Origin of the sequence: Mycobacterium sp. AZCC_0083 (assembly GCF_014202335.1) — a bacterium.
In the GTDB taxonomy this organism is placed as follows: domain Bacteria; phylum Actinomycetota; class Actinomycetes; order Mycobacteriales; family Mycobacteriaceae; genus Mycobacterium.
Genome location: NZ_JACHGP010000004.1, coordinates 240,391 through 259,229 on the forward strand (window position 1 = coordinate 240,391; position 18,839 = coordinate 259,229).

An 18,839-nucleotide genomic window follows, 5' to 3' on the forward strand; every position below is an offset into this window, starting at 1 on the left:
CCGCAGAAGGGGTTAACGTGCCCGAAAACTCCAATTCCGGAGAGGTCGCCAAGCTCGGTTATCCGGGTGGTGAGATCGACTTGGAGATCGTGCAGGCGACCGAGGGGTCCGACGGCATCGCCCTGGGATCGCTGCTGGCCAAGACCGGATACACCACGTTCGACGGCGGTTTCGTGAACACGTCGGCCACCAAGAGCGCCATCACCTACATCGACGGTGACGCGGGCATTCTGCGGTATCGCGGCTACCCGATCGAGCAGCTGGCGGAGAAGTCGACCTTCATCGAAGTCAGTTACCTGCTGATCTACGGCGAGCTGCCGACCACCGATCAGCTGGAGACGTTCACCAACCAGATCCAGCGGCACACCCTTCTGCACGAGGACCTCAAGCGCTTCTTCGACGGCTTCCCGCGCAACGCCCACCCGATGCCGGTGCTGTCCAGCGCCGTCAACGCGCTGTCGGCGTACTACCAGGACTCGCTCGATCCCCTGGACAAGGCGCAGGTCGAGCTGTCGACGATCCGGCTGCTGGCAAAGCTGCCCACCATCGCCGCCTACGCCTACAAGAAGTCGGTCGGCCAGCCGTTCCTGTACCCGGACAACTCGTTGACCCTGGTCGAGAACTTCCTCCGGATGACGTTCGGATTCCCCGCCGAGCCGTATGAAGTAGATCCCGAGATCGTTCGGGCACTGGACATGCTCTTGATCCTGCACGCCGACCACGAACAGAACTGCTCGACGTCGACGGTGCGCCTGGTCGGCTCGTCGCAGGCCAACCTGTTCACGTCGATCTCCGGCGGCATCAACGCACTGTGGGGTCCGCTGCACGGCGGCGCCAACCAGGCGGTGCTCGAGATGCTCGAGGACATCCGCAAGCAGGGCGGCGACGTCCACGAATTCGTCAAGAAGGTCAAGAACAAGGAAGACGGCGTCAAGCTCATGGGCTTCGGCCACCGGGTCTACAAGAACTACGACCCGCGGGCGCGCATCGTCAAGGAGCAGGCCGACAAGATCCTCGGCAAGCTCGGCGGTGACGACGATCTGCTGGCCATCGGCAAGGCGCTCGAAGAGGTCGCGCTGACCGACGAGTACTTCATCGAGCGCAAGCTGTACCCGAACGTCGACTTCTACACCGGTGTGATCTACCGCGCCCTCGGGTTCCCGACCCGGATGTTCACGGTGCTGTTCGCGCTGGGCCGGCTGCCCGGCTGGATCGCGCACTGGCAAGAGATGCACCAGGAGCCCGGCGGCAAGATCGGCAGGCCGCGGCAGATCTACACCGGCTACACCGAGCGCGACTACGGCGCCATCTCCGGCCGCTAGTTCTTTCTGCGAGACCCAACTCACGCCAATCTCGCTTGCATCGAAGATAGTTGTAGTTTCACAATAGTTGTGTGAATGAAACCATCGGGACGCTGAGCCCGCGCCGCAAGGTCATCGTGCTGATGTCCTGCTGCCTGAGCCTGCTCATCGTCTCGATGGACGCGACGATCGTGAACGTCGCGGTCCCGAACATCCGCGAGGATCTTGGCGCGTCACCGTCGCAGCTGCAGTGGGTGCTCGACGTCTACACCTTGGTGCTGGCGTCGCTGCTGATGCTGGCCGGTGCGATGGGGGACCGGTTCGGCCGAAGGCGGGTGTTCCAGATCGGTCTCACCGTGTTCGCGGTGAGCTCGCTGCTGTGCAGCCTGGCGCCCAACGTCGACACACTGATCGCTGCGCGCTTCCTGCAGGCAATCGGTGGTTCGATGATGAATCCCGTTGCGCTGTCCATCATCTCGCAAGTCTTCACAGGTCGCGTCGAGCGCGCCCGCGCCCTGGGGGTCTGGGGCGCGGTGGTCGGCATCTCGATGGCTTTGGGGCCGACGGTCGGCGGCCTGCTGATCGAGCTGATCAGCTGGCGGGCGGTGTTCTGGATCAACCTGCCGATCTGTGTGGCGGCCATCGTGCTGACCGCGGTCTTCGTGCCCGAGACCAAGTCGTTGACGATGCGCAACGTCGACCCGATCGGCCAGGCGCTTGCCGTGGTGTTCCTGTTCGGCGTGGTGTTCGCGCTCATCGAAGGCCCCGGCCTCGGCTGGACCAACCCTCGCGTCATCGGGGTGGCGGTCGCCGCGGTGCTGGCCTTCATCGCCTTCCTGCGCTACGAGGCCAGGCGCCACGACCCCTTCATCGACCTGCGCTTCTTCCGAAGCATCCCGTTCGCATCCGCGACCCTGACCGCGGTGTGCGCCTTCTCGGCGTGGGGTGCGTTCCTGTTCATGATGTCGCTGTACTTGCAGTCCGAGCGGCACTTCAGTGCTCTGCACACCGGCTTGATCTACCTTCCGATCGCGATCGGAGCGCTGCTGTTCTCCCCGCTGTCCGGGCGACTGGTCGGCAAGCACGGCGCCCGTCCCTCACTGGTGGTGGCCGGCGCGCTCATCACCATTGCGTCGGCAATGCTGTCGTTCCTGACCGCGACGACCGCGGTGTGGGCGCTGCTCTGCATCTTCGCGGTGTACGGCATCGGCTTCTCGATGGTCAACGCGCCCATCACCAACGCGGCGGTCAGCGGGATGCCGTTGGACCGCGCAGGCGCGGCATCTGCCGTGACGTCCACCAGTCGGCAGATCGGCGTCAGCATCGGTGTGGCGCTGTGTGGCTCGGTCGCCGGAGGAGCGCTGGCGCATACGGGCGGCGACTTCGCCGCAGCGTCGCGACCGCTGTGGTTCGTGTGCGTAGGGCTCGGCGTCGTCATCTTCGTGCTCGCATTCCTGTCGACGTCGCAGCGGGCGGCCCGGTCCGCGCACCGCGTCGCGCCCCTGATCGCGGGCACGCCAGTCATCGCGGAATGTGAGGCTCGTGTCGGATAACCCACTCGCCGACGAGGTTTGGCGCGCGATGACCGCCGTGGTATTCGACAACCGCGACCGCTGGCGGCGCGACGTCGTCGACGCCAGCGGGCTTCCGTTCAGTAGGGTGCGCGTGATCCGAAGGCTGGCCAAGCGGGCCATGACGGCCAAGCAGATCGCCGAGGCCGCCACCTTGGATGCGCCCGCCACCACCGTCGCACTGAACGACCTGGAGGACCGCGGACTGATCGTGCGCGAAGCCGATCCGACCAACCGTCGCTCAAAGCTGGTGTCACTCACCGAAAGGGGCCGCGAGGTGGTTACGAGGATCGACGAGGTCGACGACCCCGCCCCGCACCCGTTCGCCGCGTTGACCCGGGCCGAACTTCGCACGCTCGAGACCATCCTGGCCAAGCTGGCCGCGGATTAGCGAACGACGGCCTCGTTATTCGTTGGTCCAGATTCCCGCAGCGTCCTATCCTTGACGGATCATGGGCCGGCGGGGGGTCGGAAGGACGATGACTACGTGCGGGGCCTGCGGCACTGAACCACGGGAGGGTGCCCGCTTCTGTGACGCGTGCGGTGCGCCTGCCGGATCGGCTGCGAGCACCGCCGAGTACAAGCAGGTGACGGTGCTGTTCGCCGACGTGGTCGGATCCATGGAATTGGCTACGGAACTCGGACCCGAGCGACTGCGCGAGATCATGACCGAGCTGTTCAATTCTTCCACCGGCATCGTCCGCCACTACGGCGGCACCGTCGACAAGTTCACCGGCGACGGTCTCATGGCGGTGTTCGGAGCACCGATCGCCTTGGAAGACCACGCTGTTCGCGCGTGTCGGGCGGCGTTGAACATTCAGCGCGAGGCCGCACATCTGGCTCAGGACGTCGCACAACGCGACGGCGAAACGTTCGCCGTGCGGGTCGGATTGAACTCCGGTCAGGTGATCGCCGGTGAAATCGGATCGGGCCCAACGGCGTACACCGCCGTGGGTGAGCAGGTCGGGATGGCGCAGCGGATGGAGTCCGCCGCTCCGCCGGGTGGTGTGATGGTCTCCGAGTCGACCGCGCAGCTCGTCGGCGACCTGGTGAAACTGAGTGACCCTGAGCCGGTACGCATCAAGGGCCGCGAGGATCCCGTTCTCGCGCGACGTCTGTTGGCCGTCACCCTGCAGTCCGGCGTGAGCGGCCGGAGTGAGCTGAGCCTCGTTGGCCGCCGCTGGGAGATACCGGCGGTGGAAGGCATCCTGCAGGGCGCCATCGACGGACACGGTGGGGTGGTCGGTGTCGTTGGCCCTGCCGGAATGGGCAAGAGCCGCTTCGTTCGCGAAATCGCGTCGATCGCGATCACGAAGGGCGTCGAGGTCATCAGCGCGTATTGCGAATCACATGCGCGCGAAGTGCCCTTCCACGTCGTCGGCCGGCTGCTCCGTGCGGCCACCGGGGTCGACAAAGCCGATGACGAAACCGCGCGCACCCGATTGCAGGTTCTGGTCCCCGACGCCGACCCGCAGGACATGCTGCTGTTCTACGACCTCCTTGGGGTTGCGAATCCGGACGTGGCCATGCCCAGCATCGACCCGGACGCGCGCCGGAGGCGACTGACCGCATTGGTCAATGCGGTCTTGCAGGCCCGAGCGACACCGGCCGTCTACGTCATCGAGGACGCCCACTGGATCGACGACGTCAGCGAATCGATGTTGGCCGACTTCATGGTGGTCATTCCGCAGACCCCGTCGTTGGTGATGGTGACCTATCGTCCCGAATACCGTGGGGCTCTGAGCCGTGTCGCCGGTAGCCAGACGATTGCGCTTGCGCCGCTGAGTCGGCCGGACTCGGCAGCGTTGATCGCCGAACACCTGGGCACCGATCCGTCGGTGGCGGTACTTGCCGGGACGATCGCGGAGAGAGCGGCAGGCAATCCCTTCTTCGCCCAGGAACTGGTGCGTAATCTCGCCGAGCAGGGTGCGCTTCGAGGCGGACGCGGGTCGTACGTCCGCAACGTCGAGTACACGGACGTCACCATCCCGCCGACCCTGCACGCGACCATCGCTGCCCGCATCGATCGCCTCGACCCCGCGGGCAAGCGCACGCTGAACGCCGCGGCGGTGATCGGATCCCGGTTCGGCACCGAACTGCTCGTCGCGCTCGGCATCGACGACGTCGTGGACGAACTGGTCGCGGCCGAGTTGATCGACCAGGTGAAGTTCACCCAGCCCTCGGAGTACGTCTTTCACCACCCGTTGATCCGCGCAGTGGCCTACGAGTCGCAGCTGAAGGCCGACCGTGCAGAACTGCACCGACGGCTGGCATCGTCGATCGCGGAGCGCAATCCCGAGGAGGCCGACGAGAACGCCGCGCTGATCGCCGAACACCTGGAATCGGCTGGTGAGAGCCATGCCGCGTACGTCTGGCACATGCGGGCCGGCGCATGGTCGACCAACCGTGACATCATCGCCGCGCGCACCAGCTGGCACCGGGCGCGAGAAGTCGCAGATGCCTTGCCCTCAGACGACCCGGATCGCAGGGGGATGCGCATTGCACCCCGAACGCTGCTGTGCGCCACCGCGTATCGAACGGCGACCAACGTCTCTCATTCCGGCTTCGACGAACTGCGCGAACTGTGCGCCGCGGCGGGTGACAATCGGTCGTTGGCCATCGCGATGCTCGGCCAGATCACGGAGTGCATGCTGCACGGCCGCGCGCCGGAGGCGGTCCGACTGGTGTCCGAACAGACTGTTCTGCTCGAGACGATCGGAGACCCCGACCTGACTGTCGGGCTGGCCTTCGGCGCAATGGTCGTCTACCAGGAGACCGGTCAGATGACCGAACTACTGCACTGGACCCAGCGCGCGATCGACCTCGCCGACGGTGATGTCACCAAGGGCGGTTTCGTTCTCGGGTCGCCGTTGTCTCTGTCGATCCTGTTTCGCGGCCTTGCCCGGTTTTGGCTGGGGATTCCGGGCTGGCGAGCCGATTTCGACGACGCCCTCGCGATGGCCCGGAATGCCGACGCGCACACCTTCGCCAGCGCCGTCGTATACAAGTACGGCTCCGCGATCGTCAACCGTGTCCTGCTGCCCGACGCCACGGCGGTTCGTGATCTGGAGGAGGCGCTGGTGATCGCCGTGAACACCGGCGATCACACCACGTTGGCGCTGACCAGGTACATCACCGCCGGCGCCCTCATCGAAAGCGGCACCGACCGGGATCGCGGACTGCGATACCTCGCCGAAACGCGCGACCTGTGTCTGAGTGGGCAGTTCTTCGCGACCGAACTGCCGATCGTCGAGATCTACCTCGCCCGCGAGCGGGTGCGGCAGGGTGATGCCGATGACGCGATTCCGATCATGCGGGCATCGGTGGACACCATCTTCGCCAACGGGCAGTTCGGATTCAGCGTCATGTGCACCAGCATTCTGGTGGAGACATTGCTCGACCGTGCTGCCGATGGCGACCTGGCGGAGGCGGAGGAGGCGACCGCGAGACTAGCGAACGCGACCATCCAAGATCTGGTGGTGTGCGACGTCACGCTGCTCCGGCTTCGGGCGTTGCTGGCAAGAGCCCGTGGCGATGACACGGCGTATCGGCAGTTTTCCGACCGCTACCAGGCGAGGGTGACCAACCTCGGTTTCGAGGGTCACATGGCATTGGCAGAGTCGATGGCCGCAGGTCATCCCTCCAATACCGCCATCGCGGCGTTGTGTCCGCCGATCCCCGATACGGCGCCGCCCCTGTGAGAAGCCGAGCCGCACAACAGGATTCGGTCGTGCGGGGTGGCCACCCCCCAGCGCTGGGCAGGAGTCTCCAGTGGCGCGTCGTCCTCGACGAACGGCCAGCGCAGAGCTCCGTGGAAGATGTTGCCCGCCGTCATGCCGAGCGCGTCCTCCAGATCCGCCGTGGTCTTCGCCTCGATGCAGGGTCTGCCGTGCGCGTCGTTCATCACCACGTCCCGGATGGGCTCGGCGAGAACGGAATCCAGCGATGTCAGGACGGCGTCGGTCAGTCGTGCCCGCACGTCGTCGGGATCGGCGCCTGCCAGAAGATGATGCGGGGTGTGCAGGCCGAACACCGTGAGAGTCTGCGCGCCTGAACGCGAGAGTTCGTCGGACAGGATCGTCGGATCTCTCAGCGAGTGGCAGTAGATCTCACACGGCAGTGGATCGGGCACCGCACCTGCGACGGCCCGGTCGTATGCGGCGTCGAGTTGGCTGAGGTTCTCGTTGATGTGGAAGGTGCCGCTGAAAGCCTGTTCGGGACGCACGGTTTCGTCACGCAGCCGCGGTAGTCGTCGCAGCATCAGGTTTACCTTGACCTGAGCGCCCGGCGCCTGCGTGGGCTCCGGTTCGCCGAGTAGCCGCGCCAGAACCGTCGGGGTCACCCCGGCCAGCACGGTCTGCCCGTGGATCCGGCGTTCGGTCCCGTCGTGGCGGTAGGTGACCTCGCCGTCGGGGGTGAGCGCGTGAACGTCGGCGCCGGTGACGATGTCGGCGCCATGCCCGAATGCCGCTGCGGCGAGCGCGCCACTCACCGCGCCCATGCCGCCGATCGGGACGTCCCAGTCGCCGGTGCCGCCGCCGAGCAGGTGGTAGAGGAAGCACACGTTCTGCGCCAGTGACGGGTCGTCGGTGCGGGCGAAGGTACCGATCAACGCGTCGGTGGCCATCACGCCGCGGACCAGGTCGTTGCGCACCGCACCGGTGATCGCGTCGCCGATGGGCCTGGCGATCATCTCGTCCCATGCGGTGGCGGCGTCGGGATCGCCACATGCCAGCACGTGGTCCCGCGAGGTGCGTCTGGTCTGCAGCGGCTCGGTCAACGTCGGCCACAGCCGCCCGGTGACGGTGCGGCAGCGGCGATAGAACTCGTCGAAACCCGGTTGATCATCGGCCGCGCCGACGGCGTCGAACGTACTGTGCCGCCCCACCAGCAGGCCGGTCTCACCCGCGGTCGCGGGGTTCGGGGTGTAGGACGAATCGCGGCGGCGGGACAGCCGAACCCGGGCCCCGAGATCGTCGAGGATGCGCTTCGGCAGCAGGCTGACGAGGTAGGAGTAGCGCGACAGCCGGGCGTCCACGCCGTCGAACGCGTGCGCCGAGACGGCGGCGCCCCCGACGTGATTCAGCCGCTCGAGTACCCGCACCGTGCGGCCCGCTCGCGCCAGGTAGGCCGCGGCGACGAGGCCGTTGTGACCGCCGCCGATGATGACGACGTCGAAGCGATCGTCCGACGTCATGTCACCGAGGCGAGCGAAGCGACGGGAGATGTCACCGAGGCGAGCGAAGCGACGGGAGATGTCACCGAGGCGAGCGAAGCGACGGGGGACGTCATGGCTGCGGTCAGTTCAGGTAGCCCTCGACCTGATCGGGCGGACGCACCTGAGCCTGATCGGGATCCTGGCCGGTCCCACGAAGGGCCCGGCGTTGCCGAAGCAGGTCCCAACACTGGTCGAGCTGAACTTCCACGGCGCGCAGCCGTTGATGTTCCTCGGTTTCGTCGATCTCGCGGTGTTGCACCTTGGCCCGGAGCTCGCGCTCTTCGGCGACGAGCTGGTTGACCTCGGCGAGAATGTCACGGTCCTTGTCCACGCGACCAGTCTGCCCGACTACGGTGTTGGGCGTGGCGAGCGACAAGAAACCCGAGATCGAATTCCCCGACGGTCCTGCACCCGCTGAGCTGGTGATCGAAGACGTAGCGGTCGGCGACGGCGCAGAAGCAGTCCCCGGCGGCACCGTCACGGTGCACTACGTCGGCGTCGAGTACGACACGGGCGATGAGTTCGACAGCTCGTGGAACCGGGGCGAGTCGATCGAATTTCCCCTGCGCGGCCTGATTCAGGGCTGGCAGGACGGTATTCCTGGCATGCACGTGGGTGGACGGCGCAAGCTGACCATCCCGCCGGCCCAGGCGTACGGAGCGGCGGGCTCGGGGCACCGGCTGTCGGGCAAGACGTTGATCTTCGTCATCGATCTGCTCGACGTTCGCTGACCGGACTACCGACCGTTCCCAGGCGGCCATAGGCTGGCTGCCGACGATAGGGGGGCCTATGGCCGATTCGAAGTTCTACCGACGACAACCTGGCCTGGGCTGGCTTCTGGCTCTTCTGGTCGTTCCCGCGCTGATCGCCCTGATCGGTTGGGCCGGTACCGACCGCTCCGCCAACGACCCCGTACTCACCGCGCCGAGCGTGAACCCGTCGGCAACGCTCACGACGCCGGCGAGTCCTCCGGTCCCGACCACGACCGCAGGCATGCCTGCCGGGGGATACGCGCCGTTCTCGATCGTGCGCAACGGGAACGTTGGCGACCCCGCAGGCGCCATGGGCTTCACCGTTGCCGGTGAAGTACCCGACGAGGCGACGAAGACGTCATTGATCGACGCATTGGTGACGACGATGCCTGGCGCAAAGATCGTCGACGAACTCAAGATCACTCCCGGCGTCACGGTTCCCGACATCGCCGGACTGGGTGGGGTGTTCAGCGCGGCCATCGGCATTCCCGGCTTCGGCTTGAACCTCGTCGGTGACACTTTGACGTTGAGCGGCACCGCGCCCTCCGAGGAGCTGAAGGCGGCCGCTGAGTCGGCAGCCGCCGCAACGTGGCCGGGTGTGAAGATAGTCAACAACATTCAGGTCGAGGCCGCATCGGCACCACCTGCGCCGCCACCGGGTCCGGTCAGCGGAACGGGCCAAAGTGGGCCCTGCGCGACACTGCAGGCCGACGTCACTGCGCTGCTGCGCACGCCGATCAACTTCAGCACCGACGGCTTCACGTTGGCGCCGGACTCACGGCAGCTGGTGTCCCAGATCGCGGGCAAGCTGAAGGCCTGCCCCGATGTCAAGGTGGCTGTCGCCGGGTACACCGACAGCAGCGGCTCCGACGCGATCAACGTGCCTCTCAGTGCCAGCCGTGCCAAAGCCGTTGCGGATGGCCTTGTTTCGGATGGAGTGGCCGCAGGTGCGGTGACCTCGCGGGGTGCGGGCTCGGCCGATCCCGTCGCGGACAACGGCACCCCCGAGGGTAGAGCGCAGAACCGCCGCGTCGAGATCACGGTCAGCTGAGGAGATTCGACATGGACTTCGTCATCCAATGGGTGTGGTACCTGCTCGCGTTCCTCGCGGGGTCGCTGGTCGCATTGGCGCTCGCCGCGGTCACGATCAAGCACACCAGCGAGGAAGCCGCACGGGCCGACCTGTCCGGTGCGCCGGAATCGGAGGCAGCGAAATGACCGTGAACTGGTGGTTGGTGGCACTGGCGTTCGTGCTCGGTTTGGTCATCACGCTCGCCTTCATGGTCCGGAGGGTCGAGCGCGAAGTGCCCGTATCCGTCGCGGCGGGAGCGGCCGGTGCTGCGACCCCGGCGAAGCTCGTCGACTCGGGCAGCGATATCCCGCAGGCCGAGAAGGTCACCGCCGAAACAGTCGCCGCGACAACGGCTCCCGTTGAGGAACCACCGTACGGCGAGGGTTCGCTGCGGCTTGCGGTGGGATCGGCGGATGCACCGTCCGGCTACACGATCAAGGGCAACGAGGACTCGATGCTCTACCACTCACCGGAGAGCCCGACGTATAGGCGGACCATCGCCGAAGTGTGGTTCCGCGACGTGGAGACGGCAGAGGCGGCCGGCTTCAATCGGTGGGACAGCGGTAAGTCTCAGCGCGGCACGTAGCAGCTCAGGACGGGCCGGGGAGCCGCAGCAGCAGTCGCGCGCCGCCAAGCGGGCTGTCGTCCAATGTCGCCGTGCCGCCGTGCAATTCGGCCTGCTGCGCTACGAGTGCCAGGCCAAGGCCGGAGCCGGAATGCGACGCGGTCGAGCCCCTGCTGAACCGTTCGAACACCACCTTGCGTTCCTCTTCGGGCACGCCGCATCCGTCGTCGTCGATCGCGATCTCAACCCCAGCGCGTGAGCTGACCGCCGACAGCTGCACCCTGGTGGCGCCGCCGTGCTTGACGGCGTTGGCGATCGCGTTGTCGACGGCCAGTCGCAACCCCGCGGGCAAGCCGACGATGATCACCGTCGGCGCGGGTATCAGCGACACGTCCAACTCGGGGAAGACCCGCATCGCGTCGTGAGCGGCCCTGTCGAGTAGCTCGGTGATGTCGACGGGAACGTGGTCGTCGAACGTGGACAACTGGCCCTGGGCAAGTCGTTCGATCGCCGACAGCGTCGCCTCGATGCGCGTCTGGGTGCGGATGAGGTCGGTGAGCACCTCCTTGCGCTGTTCCTCTGGCATGTCGAGCGTGGACAGCACTTCGAGGTTGGTGCGCATGGCGGTAAGCGGAGTGCGCAGCTCGTGCGACGTCACCGCGGCGAAGTCGCGGGCCGACGCGAGCGCGGCCTTGGTGTTGTCCTGCTCCTCCCAAATGCGTTGCACCATGCCGTTGACCGCCTCGGCGATCTCGACCGCTTCGGTGGCACCCCGCACGTCGACGTCGGGTGCCTCACCGCCCACGTCGATCGCCCGCGTCTGCTGCGCGAGCCGCTTCAGCGGCCGCACCGCGAAGGCGGCAAGCAGCCAGCCTGCGACCGCGGCGGCGCCGATCGCGAACAGGCAGATGATGATGACCCGCCGGTGCAGGTTGTAGGTGTCGGTGATGGTGAAGTCGTAGGTGGCGCCGACGGCAACCGACATCGGCTCCGGCGCCCGGATCTCGACCGTGCGCACCCGGTACCGCACACCGTTGACGTAGGTGTCGGCGTAGCCGGGCGACAACTCGGGCAGGATCACGTTCGAGTTCGACGTCACCTCGCTGTCCTTGCGCACGGTGATGATCGCGTCCTGATCGTTGGGCGACTTCGGGATCTGGTCGAGCCCTCGCGGCAGGAACGGGATCGCGAAACCGGCGGCCTCGTCGAGACGACGGTCGAGGCGCTCCTTGCGGTCGTTGGTGATGCCGACCCAGACGATGGTGCCGACGATGCCGACCACGATCGCCGCCGCGATGGCGGTGGCGAACGCGACGCGGGTTCGAAGCGACGGGGTGCGCCGGAAGTACCGCGACAGGCGATTCATCGGCGCGCTACTTCACTGGGTCCGGAGGACGAATCCCACCCCGCGCACGGTGTGCAGCAGGCGAGGCGCGCCGTTGGCCTCGAGCTTGCGCCGCAGGTATCCGATGAACACGTCGACCACGTTGGTGTCGGCCGCGAAGTCGTAGCCCCAGACCAGCTCGAGAAGCTGGGCTCGGGACAGCACCGCGGTCTTGTGTTCGGCCAGCACCGCGAGCAGGTCGAACTCGCGCTTGGTCAGGTCGACGTCGACGCCGTTGACGCGGGCGCGCCTGCCAGGGATGTCGACCTCGAGCGGGCCAACGGCGATGGTCTCCGACGAGAACGTCGCGGTGGCGCCACGCCGGCGCAACAGCGCCTTGATCCGCGCCACCAACTCGGCCAGTACGAACGGCTTGACCAGGTAGTCGTCGGCGCCCGCCTCGAGGCCGGCGACGCGGTCGTCGACCGAGCTGCGCGCGGACAGCACGCACACCGGGACGTCGTTGTCCATCGCGCGCAGCGCGGTCACCACGCTGACGCCGTCCAGCACGGGCATGTTGATGTCGAGCACGATGGCGTCGGGCCGCGTCTCGGTCGCGCTGCGCAGAGCCTCGGCGCCGTCGACCGCGGTCGACACGTCGAATCCGGACAGCCGGAGCCCACGCTCCAACGACGCGAGCACGTCGGGATCGTCGTCGACCACGAGCACTCGGGGGGATGAACCTCCGCTGTCCATAGGGTCATCTTGCCCGATGACCCTCTCCGGGCGTGTTAGGCGCGGGACGGCGCCTGCGATGCCGTCTGTGAGAGTTCATGCCGCGTCCCGACCAAACAGCCGTTACCAGTGCTAACTTCATCAATCGTGCATCCCACCGGTCCTCACTTGATCGTCCAACCCGACGATGGCCTCGGGCCGGTCCGAGAATTCATCGAATCCGCGCAGAAGTCGCTTCTGATCAAGCAGTTCACCTTCACCTCCGAAGACCTGATCGCCGCCGTCATCGGCCGCAGGAACGCGGGCGTCGACGTGCGGGTGATGCTCAACGCGGCGCGCTCCGGCGGGGACCGGGCCAATGACGAGACCTTTGAGCGGTTCCTGGCCGCCGGGATCGACGTGCAGTGGGCCAACCCCAAGTTCTATGTGTCGCACGAAAAGTCGATCGTGGTCGACGAGGAGGCGGCCCTGGTCGCGACGTTCAACCTCTGCGAGAAGTACTTCACCCTCACCCGCGACTACGGTGTGATCACCCACGACTCCCGAAACGTGGCCCAGATCGTCGAGGTGTTCGAGGCCGACTGGAGCCACCGCGACTGGGAGCCGACGGACAGCCACGGCCTGTCGTGGAGCAACTCCAACTCGCGACTCCACATGGCCCAGTTCATCGATTCCGCCACCCACCGCCTGGACGTCCAGCACCCCAAGTACGTCGACGCGGTGATCCTCGACCGCATCATCGACGCCGCGCAGCGCGGGGTGAAGGTGCACGTGCTCTGCGGCGGCAAGCACGGCATCAGTGACTGGGACGTGCTCGACACCTTCGCCTCGCTGCGCACGTTGCGCAGGTTCGGCGTCAAGGTGCACAAGCAAAAGAACCTCAGGGTGCACGCCAAGCTGCTGATCGTCGACGACGAGCGGGCCCTTGTCGGTTCGATGAACATCGACCGCAGTGCCTTCGATCTGCGCCGCGAACTGGGCATCACGGTCACCGACGAAGCCGTGGTCGCGCGCCTGCGAGCCGTCTTCGACGAGGACTGGCGGCTCTCACACCAGTACGACCCGCCCGACCCGCTCGATCCGGCCCAACACCACGAGGACGACTTCCCCCACGACCCGGAACTCGTGCATGAGTGAGGGGCCATTGCCGCCTGCGGAACGGGTGTCGCTCGCGACCTTGGCCTTGACCTTCAACCACATCGCACTGGCGTCGTTCGGCGGTGGCCTTTCCGCGTGGTCGCGCGAGGTGATCGTGGTCGAGAAGAAATGGATGGGCGAGAACGAGTTCCTGTCCGCCATGACCATGTGCCGGATCCTGCCCGGTGCCAACCAGGTGAACATGGCGGTATTCGTCGGCACCAAGATGCGCGGGATGCCAGGGGCGGTCGCGTCGGTCATCGGGCTGTGCTTCATGCCACTGGCGATCGTCTTGTTCATGGCGTGGCTCTACTTCCAGTTCAGGGAGGTGCCCGCGGTCAAGGGGGTGCTGCACGGGGCGTCCGCGGCCGCCGTCGCGCTGACGTTGGCGATGGTGGTCAAGACCGGACAGAAGTGCCTGACCGGTGTGATCCCGGTGGCGCTGTTCGGACTCGCGTTCGTGCTCAACGGCGTGCTGCGCTGGCCGCTGCTGGGAGTACTCGGCATCGTCGCGCCCCTCGCCCTCATCTGGGCCTGGCCTAGGGGGCGCAAGGAAGAAGCCGCGGCGTGAGCACCTATCTGCAACTCATCGTCCTGTTCGGCTCCCTGTCGCTGATGTCGATCGGTGGCGGCAACGCCGTGCTGCCCGAGATGCATCTTCGGGCCGTGAAACAAGACCATTGGGTGACCGACGGCCAATTCGCCGACCTCTTCTCGATCTCGCAGACCGCGCCGGGGCCGAGCATCCTCATCGTCGGCATGATCGGCTACGCCGCCGGGCTGCCGGTCGGCGGCGTCGCGGGCGGCATCCTTGGCGGCGTGATCGCGACGGCGGCCATGGTGATTCCCGCCGCGTCGCTGGTCTACGGCATCACACTGTTCTGGCAGAAGGCCGAGCAGTCGAAATGGCGGATCGCGGTCGAGAAGGGCTTCGCGCCACTGACCGTCGGTCTGATCCTGGCCTCGTCTTTGGTGATGAGCCGGGCCGCCGACCACGACTGGAAGGCGTACGCGCTGACTGCGGTGTGCACGTTGATCTTCGTGCGCAGCAAGATCAACCCGCTGTTCATCGTCGCGATCGCCGGGGTGGTCGGCTACTTCGGCATCGTCTGACCGCGATTTGTGCACGCTGGGTTGCGATCATCAGCGCGACCCAGCGTGCACAAATCGCTCGGGGACACGCAGGAAGGCTTTGACCTCATCCATTGTTGAGGTTTTACGGTGATGACATGAGCATGGAAATGGTGGCCAGCCGGGCCTTGTATCGGCAGCGGCACGCAACCGGCGGCGATCTGCGCGCGTTGGCGAACCGCACGCTGCTGAGGCGCATCTGGCGGTTCTCGGCGCGCCACCACCGTCGACTGGGCGGATTCGTCGCGATCAGCGTGGTGGGTGCGCTGCTTGCCGTGTCCACACCGGTGCTTGCGGGCCGGGTGGTCGACGCCATCGTGCATGGTGCGGACGCGAGGAGCAATTCAGGTTTCAGCGCACCGTCCACAGTCGTCGTCATCGCATCGATCATCGCGGTCGTGGCGCTGGCCGAGGCCGCGGTCGGACTACTGACGCGCTGGCTGTCGTCCAACATTGGCGAGGGTTTGATCCTCGACCTGCGGACCGCCGTGTTCGACCACGTCCAGCGGATGCCGGTGGCGTTCTTCACCAGAACCCGAACGGGCGCACTGGTCAGCCGTCTCGGCAACGACGTCGTCGGCGCGCAGCGGGCCTTCTCCGACACGCTGTCTGGCGTGGTGGGCAACCTGGTCACGCTGGCGTTGACGCTCACCGTGATGCTGAGCATCTCGTGGCAGATCACCGTGCTGTCCCTTCTGCTGACCCCGCTGTTCCTGCTGCCCGCCCGCCGCATCGGTCGCACCATGGCCACGCTGAGCCGCGAGAGCGCGATCTACAACGCGACGATGAATACCCAGATGACCGAACGCTTCTCGGCGCCAGGCGCGACGCTGGTCAAGCTCTTCGGCGACCCGGTGCGCGAGTCCGAGGAATTCACGGTGCGCGCCGACCGGGTCCGCGAGATCGGCGTGCGGACGTCGATGCTGCAGTCCACCTTCATGAACTCGCTGACCTTGATGTCGGCCCTCGCGCTCGCCTTGGTGTACGGCCTCGGTGGTGTGCTGGCCATCGGCGGACACCTGCAGGCGGGTGCGATCGTGTCGCTGGCCCTGCTGTTGACCCGGCTCTACGCACCGCTGACGGCACTGGCCAACGCGCACGTCGAAATCGCCAGTGCGCTGGTCAGTTTCGAGCGGGTGTTCGAGGTGCTTGACCTGACGCCACTGATCCGAGAGCGGCCCGGCGCGGTGCCGGTGCCCCGCGGTTCGGTCGGTGTCGAGTTCGACGACGTCCGCTTCGGCTACCCGTCGGCGGACAAGGTGTCGCTGGCCTCGCTGGAAGAGGTCGCGGTCCTCGACAACCGCGGCGGTGACGAAGTGCTGCACGGGATTTCGTTCACTGCGGCGCCCGGACAGATGGTCGCCCTCGTGGGGTCCTCCGGTGCGGGCAAGTCGACGATCGCGTCGCTGGTGGCCCGGCTCTACGACGTCGACTCCGGCACCGTGCGACTGTCGGGCGCCGACGTGCGCGACGTGACGTTCGCGTCGCTGAAGGAGACGGTCGGCGTCGTCACTCAGGACGGGCACCTCTTCCACGAGTCGATCCGCTCGAACCTGACGCTCGCGGCACCCGGCGCCGACGACGATCAGCTATGGGAGGCCTTGCGGCGCGCCCGGCTGGCCGACGTCGTTGCCGACATGCCCGACGGGTTGGACACCGTGGTCGGCGAACGCGGGTACCGGCTGTCGGGCGGGCAGCGCCAGCGCCTTACCATCGCGCGCCTGCTGCTGGGATCCTCGCGGGTAGTGGTGCTCGACGAGGCGACGGCGTCGCTGGACTCCGAGTCGGAGGCCGCCGTCCAGCAGGCGTTGGCCGAGGCACTCGCCGGCCGCACGTCGATCGTGATCGCCCACCGACTGTCGACGATCCGCGCGGCCGACCAGATCCTGGTGGTCGAGGACGGCCGGATCGTGGAGCGTGGCACGCACCCGCAGTTGCTGGCCCGCCGCGGGCGGTACGCCGAGTTGTACGAGACGCAGTTCCGCGACGACGTGGCTGCGGCGTGACGCCGGTTAATTAGTTGTGCTTCGTGGGAACCTTGAGTACGGGGATCGACGGCGTCCGCGATGTCGTAGGGATGGGATAGACAAGAGCTGATGGGTGGTGGAGAGATGCGTGCTGGGGAATCGGGGCTTCGCTCCGAGCCGGCCATTGCGCCGCCGCCGCGTCGGATCAGGTCGGCGTCGGACATCCTTCGGCTGCTGCCCTACCTGTTGCCGTACCGGGTGCGGTGGACCGCGATGCTCGTCGCCGCACTCCTCAGCCTCGGCGCCACCGTCACGATCCCGCTGATGACCAAGGCCGTGATCGACGGGCCCATCCGCCACCAGAACCAACAGCAGTTGTGGGTTCTCGGCACCGCAGCCACGGCCTTGCTGGTGTCGGAGGCGGTGCTCTGGTTCATCCGCCGCTGGCTGGTGGCACGCGCCACCATGGGCGTCGAGGCCGACATCCGCAAGGACCTCTACGCCCGTCTGCAGATCCTGCCGATGTCCTTCCACGGGCAGTGGCAGTCCGGACAGCTGCTGTCGCGGGTGATGAACGACCTGAGCACCATCCGCCAGTTCCTGTCGTTTGGGCTGCTGTTCCTGCTTCTCAACGTCATCCAGATCATCGTGGTGACCGGCATCCTGCTGGCCATGTACTGGCCGCTCGGCGTCGTGGTGGTGGTGTCGATCGTGCCGATCACCGTGACCGTGCTGCACTTCGAGCGCCAGTACACCAAGCTCTCCCGCCTGGCCCAGGACCAGTCCGGCAACGTCGCGACTCACGTCGAGGAGCAGGCGCTCGGGCTGCGGGTGGTCAAGGCCTTCGGCCGCGAGGAGTACGCGTATCAGCGGTTCGACGAGCGTGCCACCGACCTTTTCGACACCGAGGTCCGCAAGGTCGGCGTCTCGGCGAAGTTCTGGACGCTGCTCGAGGCCATCCCGACCGGCAGCCTGATCGTCGTGCTGGGCTTGGGCGCCTACGCGGCGGGCAACGGCTTGGTGTCCATGGGCACGTTGGTCGCCTTCATCACGATGATGCTGTCGCTGGTGTGGCCTATCGCCTCGCTGGGGTTCCTGCTGTCGATGACGCAGGAGTCGATGACGGCGGCCAACCGCGTCGCCGAGATCTTCGACGCGCCGCTCGAGATCACCGACGGCCCCGACGGCGAAACCCCGCGAGGTGGCCGGCTGGAGCTGATCGACGTCGGATTCCGGTTCCCCGATTCGGCGACGTGGTCACTGCGCCATGTCGATCTGACCGTCGAACCCGGTGAGACGCTCGCGCTGGTCGGCTCGACGGGTTCGGGCAAGTCGGTGCTGGTGTCGCTGCTGTCGCGGCTGTATGACGTCACCGAGGGTGCGATCCTCATCGACGGGACCGACATCCGCGAGCTGTCGTTGCCCGCGCTGCGGCAGGCCGTGGCCACCGCCTTCGAGGATCCGACGCTGTTCTCGATGTCGGTGGACGAGAACCTCAAGCTGGGCAGGCCGGACGCGACCAATGACCAGATGGCGCAAGCCATCACGGTTGCCGCGGCCGACTTCGTCTACGACCTGCCGTTCGGATTGGACACCCGGATCGGCGAGCAGGGCATGAGCCTGTCCGGCGGGCAGCGGCAACGGCTCTCGTTGGCAAGGGCGCTGCTCGCTGCCCCGTCGATCCTGGTACTCGACGACACGCTGTCGGCACTCGACGTGCACACCGAGGCCGTGGTCACCGAGGCGCTGCGCCGCATCCTTGGATCGGTGACCGGCGTCGTCGTCGCGAACCGCGCCTCGACGGTGCTGCTCGCCGACCGGGTGGCATTGATCGAGGGCGGGACCATCACGCGCGTCGGCACGCACACCGAATTGCTCTCCGACGCACCGGAGTACCGCTATCTGTTGGCAGCTGATGACGACCTCGACGACGGAGCCGAGCGCAGCTGCGAGTGGGAGCAGGACGAGGACCGCAACCGGCTCGACCATCTGTACGAGGAGCGCGGGGCGGCCGAACCGCGCGAAGACGGGCGCGAGCGGGAAGCGGCGGAACGCCGATGAGCGCT

17 protein-coding genes are annotated in these 18,839 nt (G+C 66.8%); 13 read left to right on the forward strand and 4 right to left on the reverse strand.

The window, feature by feature from the left end:
* The first annotated feature begins 17 nt into the window (after window positions 1–17).
* The 4 genes from HNP02_RS11485 to HNP02_RS11500 all read left to right on the forward strand — a co-directional run bounded on the left by HNP02_RS11485 (window position 18) and on the right by HNP02_RS11500 (window position 6,573).
* Window positions 18–1,322 carry a citrate synthase gene (locus HNP02_RS11485; protein WP_184438300.1) on the forward strand — a complete coding sequence of 435 codons (1,305 nt, stop codon included), beginning with the start codon at window positions 18–20 and terminating at the stop codon, window positions 1,320–1,322.
* A 92-nt stretch (window positions 1,323–1,414) separates the two neighbouring features.
* Window positions 1,415–2,854 (forward strand): MFS transporter, encoded by a 1,440-nt coding sequence (locus tag HNP02_RS11490; RefSeq protein WP_184438928.1) that lies wholly within the window; start codon window positions 1,415–1,417, stop codon window positions 2,852–2,854.
* On the forward strand, window positions 2,844–3,263 hold the full coding sequence (locus HNP02_RS11495) for a MarR family winged helix-turn-helix transcriptional regulator (protein WP_184438302.1): 420 nt from the start codon (window positions 2,844–2,846) through the stop codon (window positions 3,261–3,263). Before HNP02_RS11490 ends, HNP02_RS11495 begins: the two co-directional genes overlap by 11 nt.
* A gap of 88 nt (window positions 3,264–3,351) precedes the next feature.
* Window positions 3,352–6,573, forward strand: coding sequence for an adenylate/guanylate cyclase domain-containing protein (locus HNP02_RS11500; protein ID WP_184438304.1), 3,222 nt, complete (start codon window positions 3,352–3,354; stop codon window positions 6,571–6,573).
* Here the strand turns inward: HNP02_RS11500 and HNP02_RS11505 are convergent.
* Both HNP02_RS11505 and HNP02_RS11510 read right to left on the reverse strand, forming a co-directional pair.
* Window positions 6,507–8,069 carry an NAD(P)/FAD-dependent oxidoreductase gene (locus tag HNP02_RS11505; RefSeq protein ID WP_184438306.1) on the reverse strand — a complete coding sequence of 521 codons (1,563 nt, stop codon included), beginning with the start codon at window positions 8,067–8,069 and terminating at the stop codon, window positions 6,507–6,509. The genes HNP02_RS11500 and HNP02_RS11505 overlap by 67 nt on opposite strands.
* Before the next feature lie 103 nt (window positions 8,070–8,172).
* Window positions 8,173–8,421: a DUF2630 family protein gene (locus HNP02_RS11510; RefSeq protein WP_184438308.1), complete on the reverse strand. Its 249-nt coding sequence runs from the start codon at window positions 8,419–8,421 to the stop codon at window positions 8,173–8,175.
* A gap of 31 nt (window positions 8,422–8,452) precedes the next feature.
* On the opposite strand from HNP02_RS11510, the gene HNP02_RS11515 reads away from it, so the two are divergent.
* Genes HNP02_RS11515 through HNP02_RS11530 form a run of 4 tightly spaced genes read left to right on the forward strand, consistent with a single transcriptional unit; the run spans window position 8,453 to window position 10,500 of the window.
* Window positions 8,453–8,821 carry an FKBP-type peptidyl-prolyl cis-trans isomerase gene (locus HNP02_RS11515; protein WP_184438310.1) on the forward strand — a complete coding sequence of 123 codons (369 nt, stop codon included), beginning with the start codon at window positions 8,453–8,455 and terminating at the stop codon, window positions 8,819–8,821.
* Between the two features lie 58 nt (window positions 8,822–8,879).
* Window positions 8,880–9,893, forward strand: a complete 1,014-nt coding sequence (locus tag HNP02_RS11520) for an OmpA family protein (RefSeq protein WP_255506433.1) — start codon at window positions 8,880–8,882, stop codon at window positions 9,891–9,893.
* 11 nt (window positions 9,894–9,904) lie between these two features.
* A complete protein-coding gene (locus HNP02_RS11525; protein WP_184438312.1) occupies window positions 9,905–10,060 on the forward strand; it encodes a hypothetical protein in 156 nt (51 codons plus the stop codon).
* Complete coding sequence (locus HNP02_RS11530; RefSeq protein WP_184438314.1) at window positions 10,057–10,500, forward strand: hypothetical protein; 444 nt, start codon at window positions 10,057–10,059, stop codon at window positions 10,498–10,500. Before HNP02_RS11525 ends, HNP02_RS11530 begins: the two co-directional genes overlap by 4 nt.
* A 4-nt stretch (window positions 10,501–10,504) precedes the next feature.
* On the opposite strand, the gene HNP02_RS11535 is transcribed toward HNP02_RS11530, so the two are convergent.
* Both HNP02_RS11535 and HNP02_RS11540 read right to left on the reverse strand, forming a co-directional pair.
* Window positions 10,505–11,845, reverse strand: coding sequence for a HAMP domain-containing sensor histidine kinase (locus HNP02_RS11535; protein ID WP_184438316.1), 1,341 nt, complete (start codon window positions 11,843–11,845; stop codon window positions 10,505–10,507).
* A 12-nt stretch (window positions 11,846–11,857) separates the two neighbouring features.
* Complete coding sequence (locus HNP02_RS11540) at window positions 11,858–12,559, reverse strand: response regulator transcription factor (RefSeq protein WP_184438318.1); 702 nt, start codon at window positions 12,557–12,559, stop codon at window positions 11,858–11,860.
* Between the two features lie 126 nt (window positions 12,560–12,685).
* Between HNP02_RS11540 and HNP02_RS11545 the strand changes: the two genes are divergently transcribed.
* The 5 genes from HNP02_RS11545 (at window position 12,686) to HNP02_RS11565 (ending at window position 18,834) form a co-directional block, all read left to right on the forward strand.
* Complete coding sequence (locus tag HNP02_RS11545) at window positions 12,686–13,675, forward strand: phospholipase D-like domain-containing protein (protein WP_184438320.1); 990 nt, start codon at window positions 12,686–12,688, stop codon at window positions 13,673–13,675.
* Window positions 13,668–14,246: a chromate transporter gene (locus HNP02_RS11550; protein WP_184438322.1), complete on the forward strand. Its 579-nt coding sequence runs from the start codon at window positions 13,668–13,670 to the stop codon at window positions 14,244–14,246. The genes HNP02_RS11545 and HNP02_RS11550 overlap by 8 nt, the downstream gene beginning before the upstream one ends.
* The gene (locus tag HNP02_RS11555; RefSeq protein WP_184438324.1) at window positions 14,243–14,788 is read left to right on the forward strand and encodes a chromate transporter; all 546 of its coding nucleotides are present in this window, start codon (window positions 14,243–14,245) and stop codon (window positions 14,786–14,788) included. The genes HNP02_RS11550 and HNP02_RS11555 overlap by 4 nt, the downstream gene beginning before the upstream one ends.
* A gap of 116 nt (window positions 14,789–14,904) precedes the next feature.
* A complete protein-coding gene (locus HNP02_RS11560; protein WP_184438326.1) occupies window positions 14,905–16,812 on the forward strand; it encodes an ABC transporter ATP-binding protein in 1,908 nt (635 codons plus the stop codon).
* Window positions 16,813–16,917: 105 nt separating this feature from the next.
* On the forward strand, window positions 16,918–18,834 hold the full coding sequence (locus HNP02_RS11565; protein ID WP_184438329.1) for an ABC transporter ATP-binding protein: 1,917 nt from the start codon (window positions 16,918–16,920) through the stop codon (window positions 18,832–18,834).
* Window positions 18,835–18,839 lie beyond the last annotated feature (5 nt).

What these genes read in the sequence shown, in the direction of transcription:
- HNP02_RS11500 (WP_184438304.1), top strand. Translation starts at nt 3,352, where the DNA reads ATGACTACGTGCGGGGCCTGCGGCACTGAACCACGGGAGGGTGCCCGC.
- HNP02_RS11505 (WP_184438306.1), bottom strand. Translation starts at nt 8,069, where the DNA reads ATGACGTCGGACGATCGCTTCGACGTCGTCATCATCGGCGGCGGTCAC.
- HNP02_RS11520 (WP_255506433.1), top strand. Translation starts at nt 8,880, where the DNA reads ATGGCCGATTCGAAGTTCTACCGACGACAACCTGGCCTGGGCTGGCTT.
- HNP02_RS11525 (WP_184438312.1), top strand. Translation starts at nt 9,905, where the DNA reads ATGGACTTCGTCATCCAATGGGTGTGGTACCTGCTCGCGTTCCTCGCG.
- HNP02_RS11530 (WP_184438314.1), top strand. Translation starts at nt 10,057, where the DNA reads ATGACCGTGAACTGGTGGTTGGTGGCACTGGCGTTCGTGCTCGGTTTG.
- HNP02_RS11535 (WP_184438316.1), bottom strand. Translation starts at nt 11,845, where the DNA reads ATGAATCGCCTGTCGCGGTACTTCCGGCGCACCCCGTCGCTTCGAACC.
- HNP02_RS11540 (WP_184438318.1), bottom strand. Translation starts at nt 12,559, where the DNA reads ATGGACAGCGGAGGTTCATCCCCCCGAGTGCTCGTGGTCGACGACGAT.
- HNP02_RS11550 (WP_184438322.1), top strand. Translation starts at nt 13,668, where the DNA reads ATGAGTGAGGGGCCATTGCCGCCTGCGGAACGGGTGTCGCTCGCGACC.
- HNP02_RS11560 (WP_184438326.1), top strand. Translation starts at nt 14,905, where the DNA reads ATGAGCATGGAAATGGTGGCCAGCCGGGCCTTGTATCGGCAGCGGCAC.
- HNP02_RS11565 (WP_184438329.1), top strand. Translation starts at nt 16,918, where the DNA reads ATGCGTGCTGGGGAATCGGGGCTTCGCTCCGAGCCGGCCATTGCGCCG.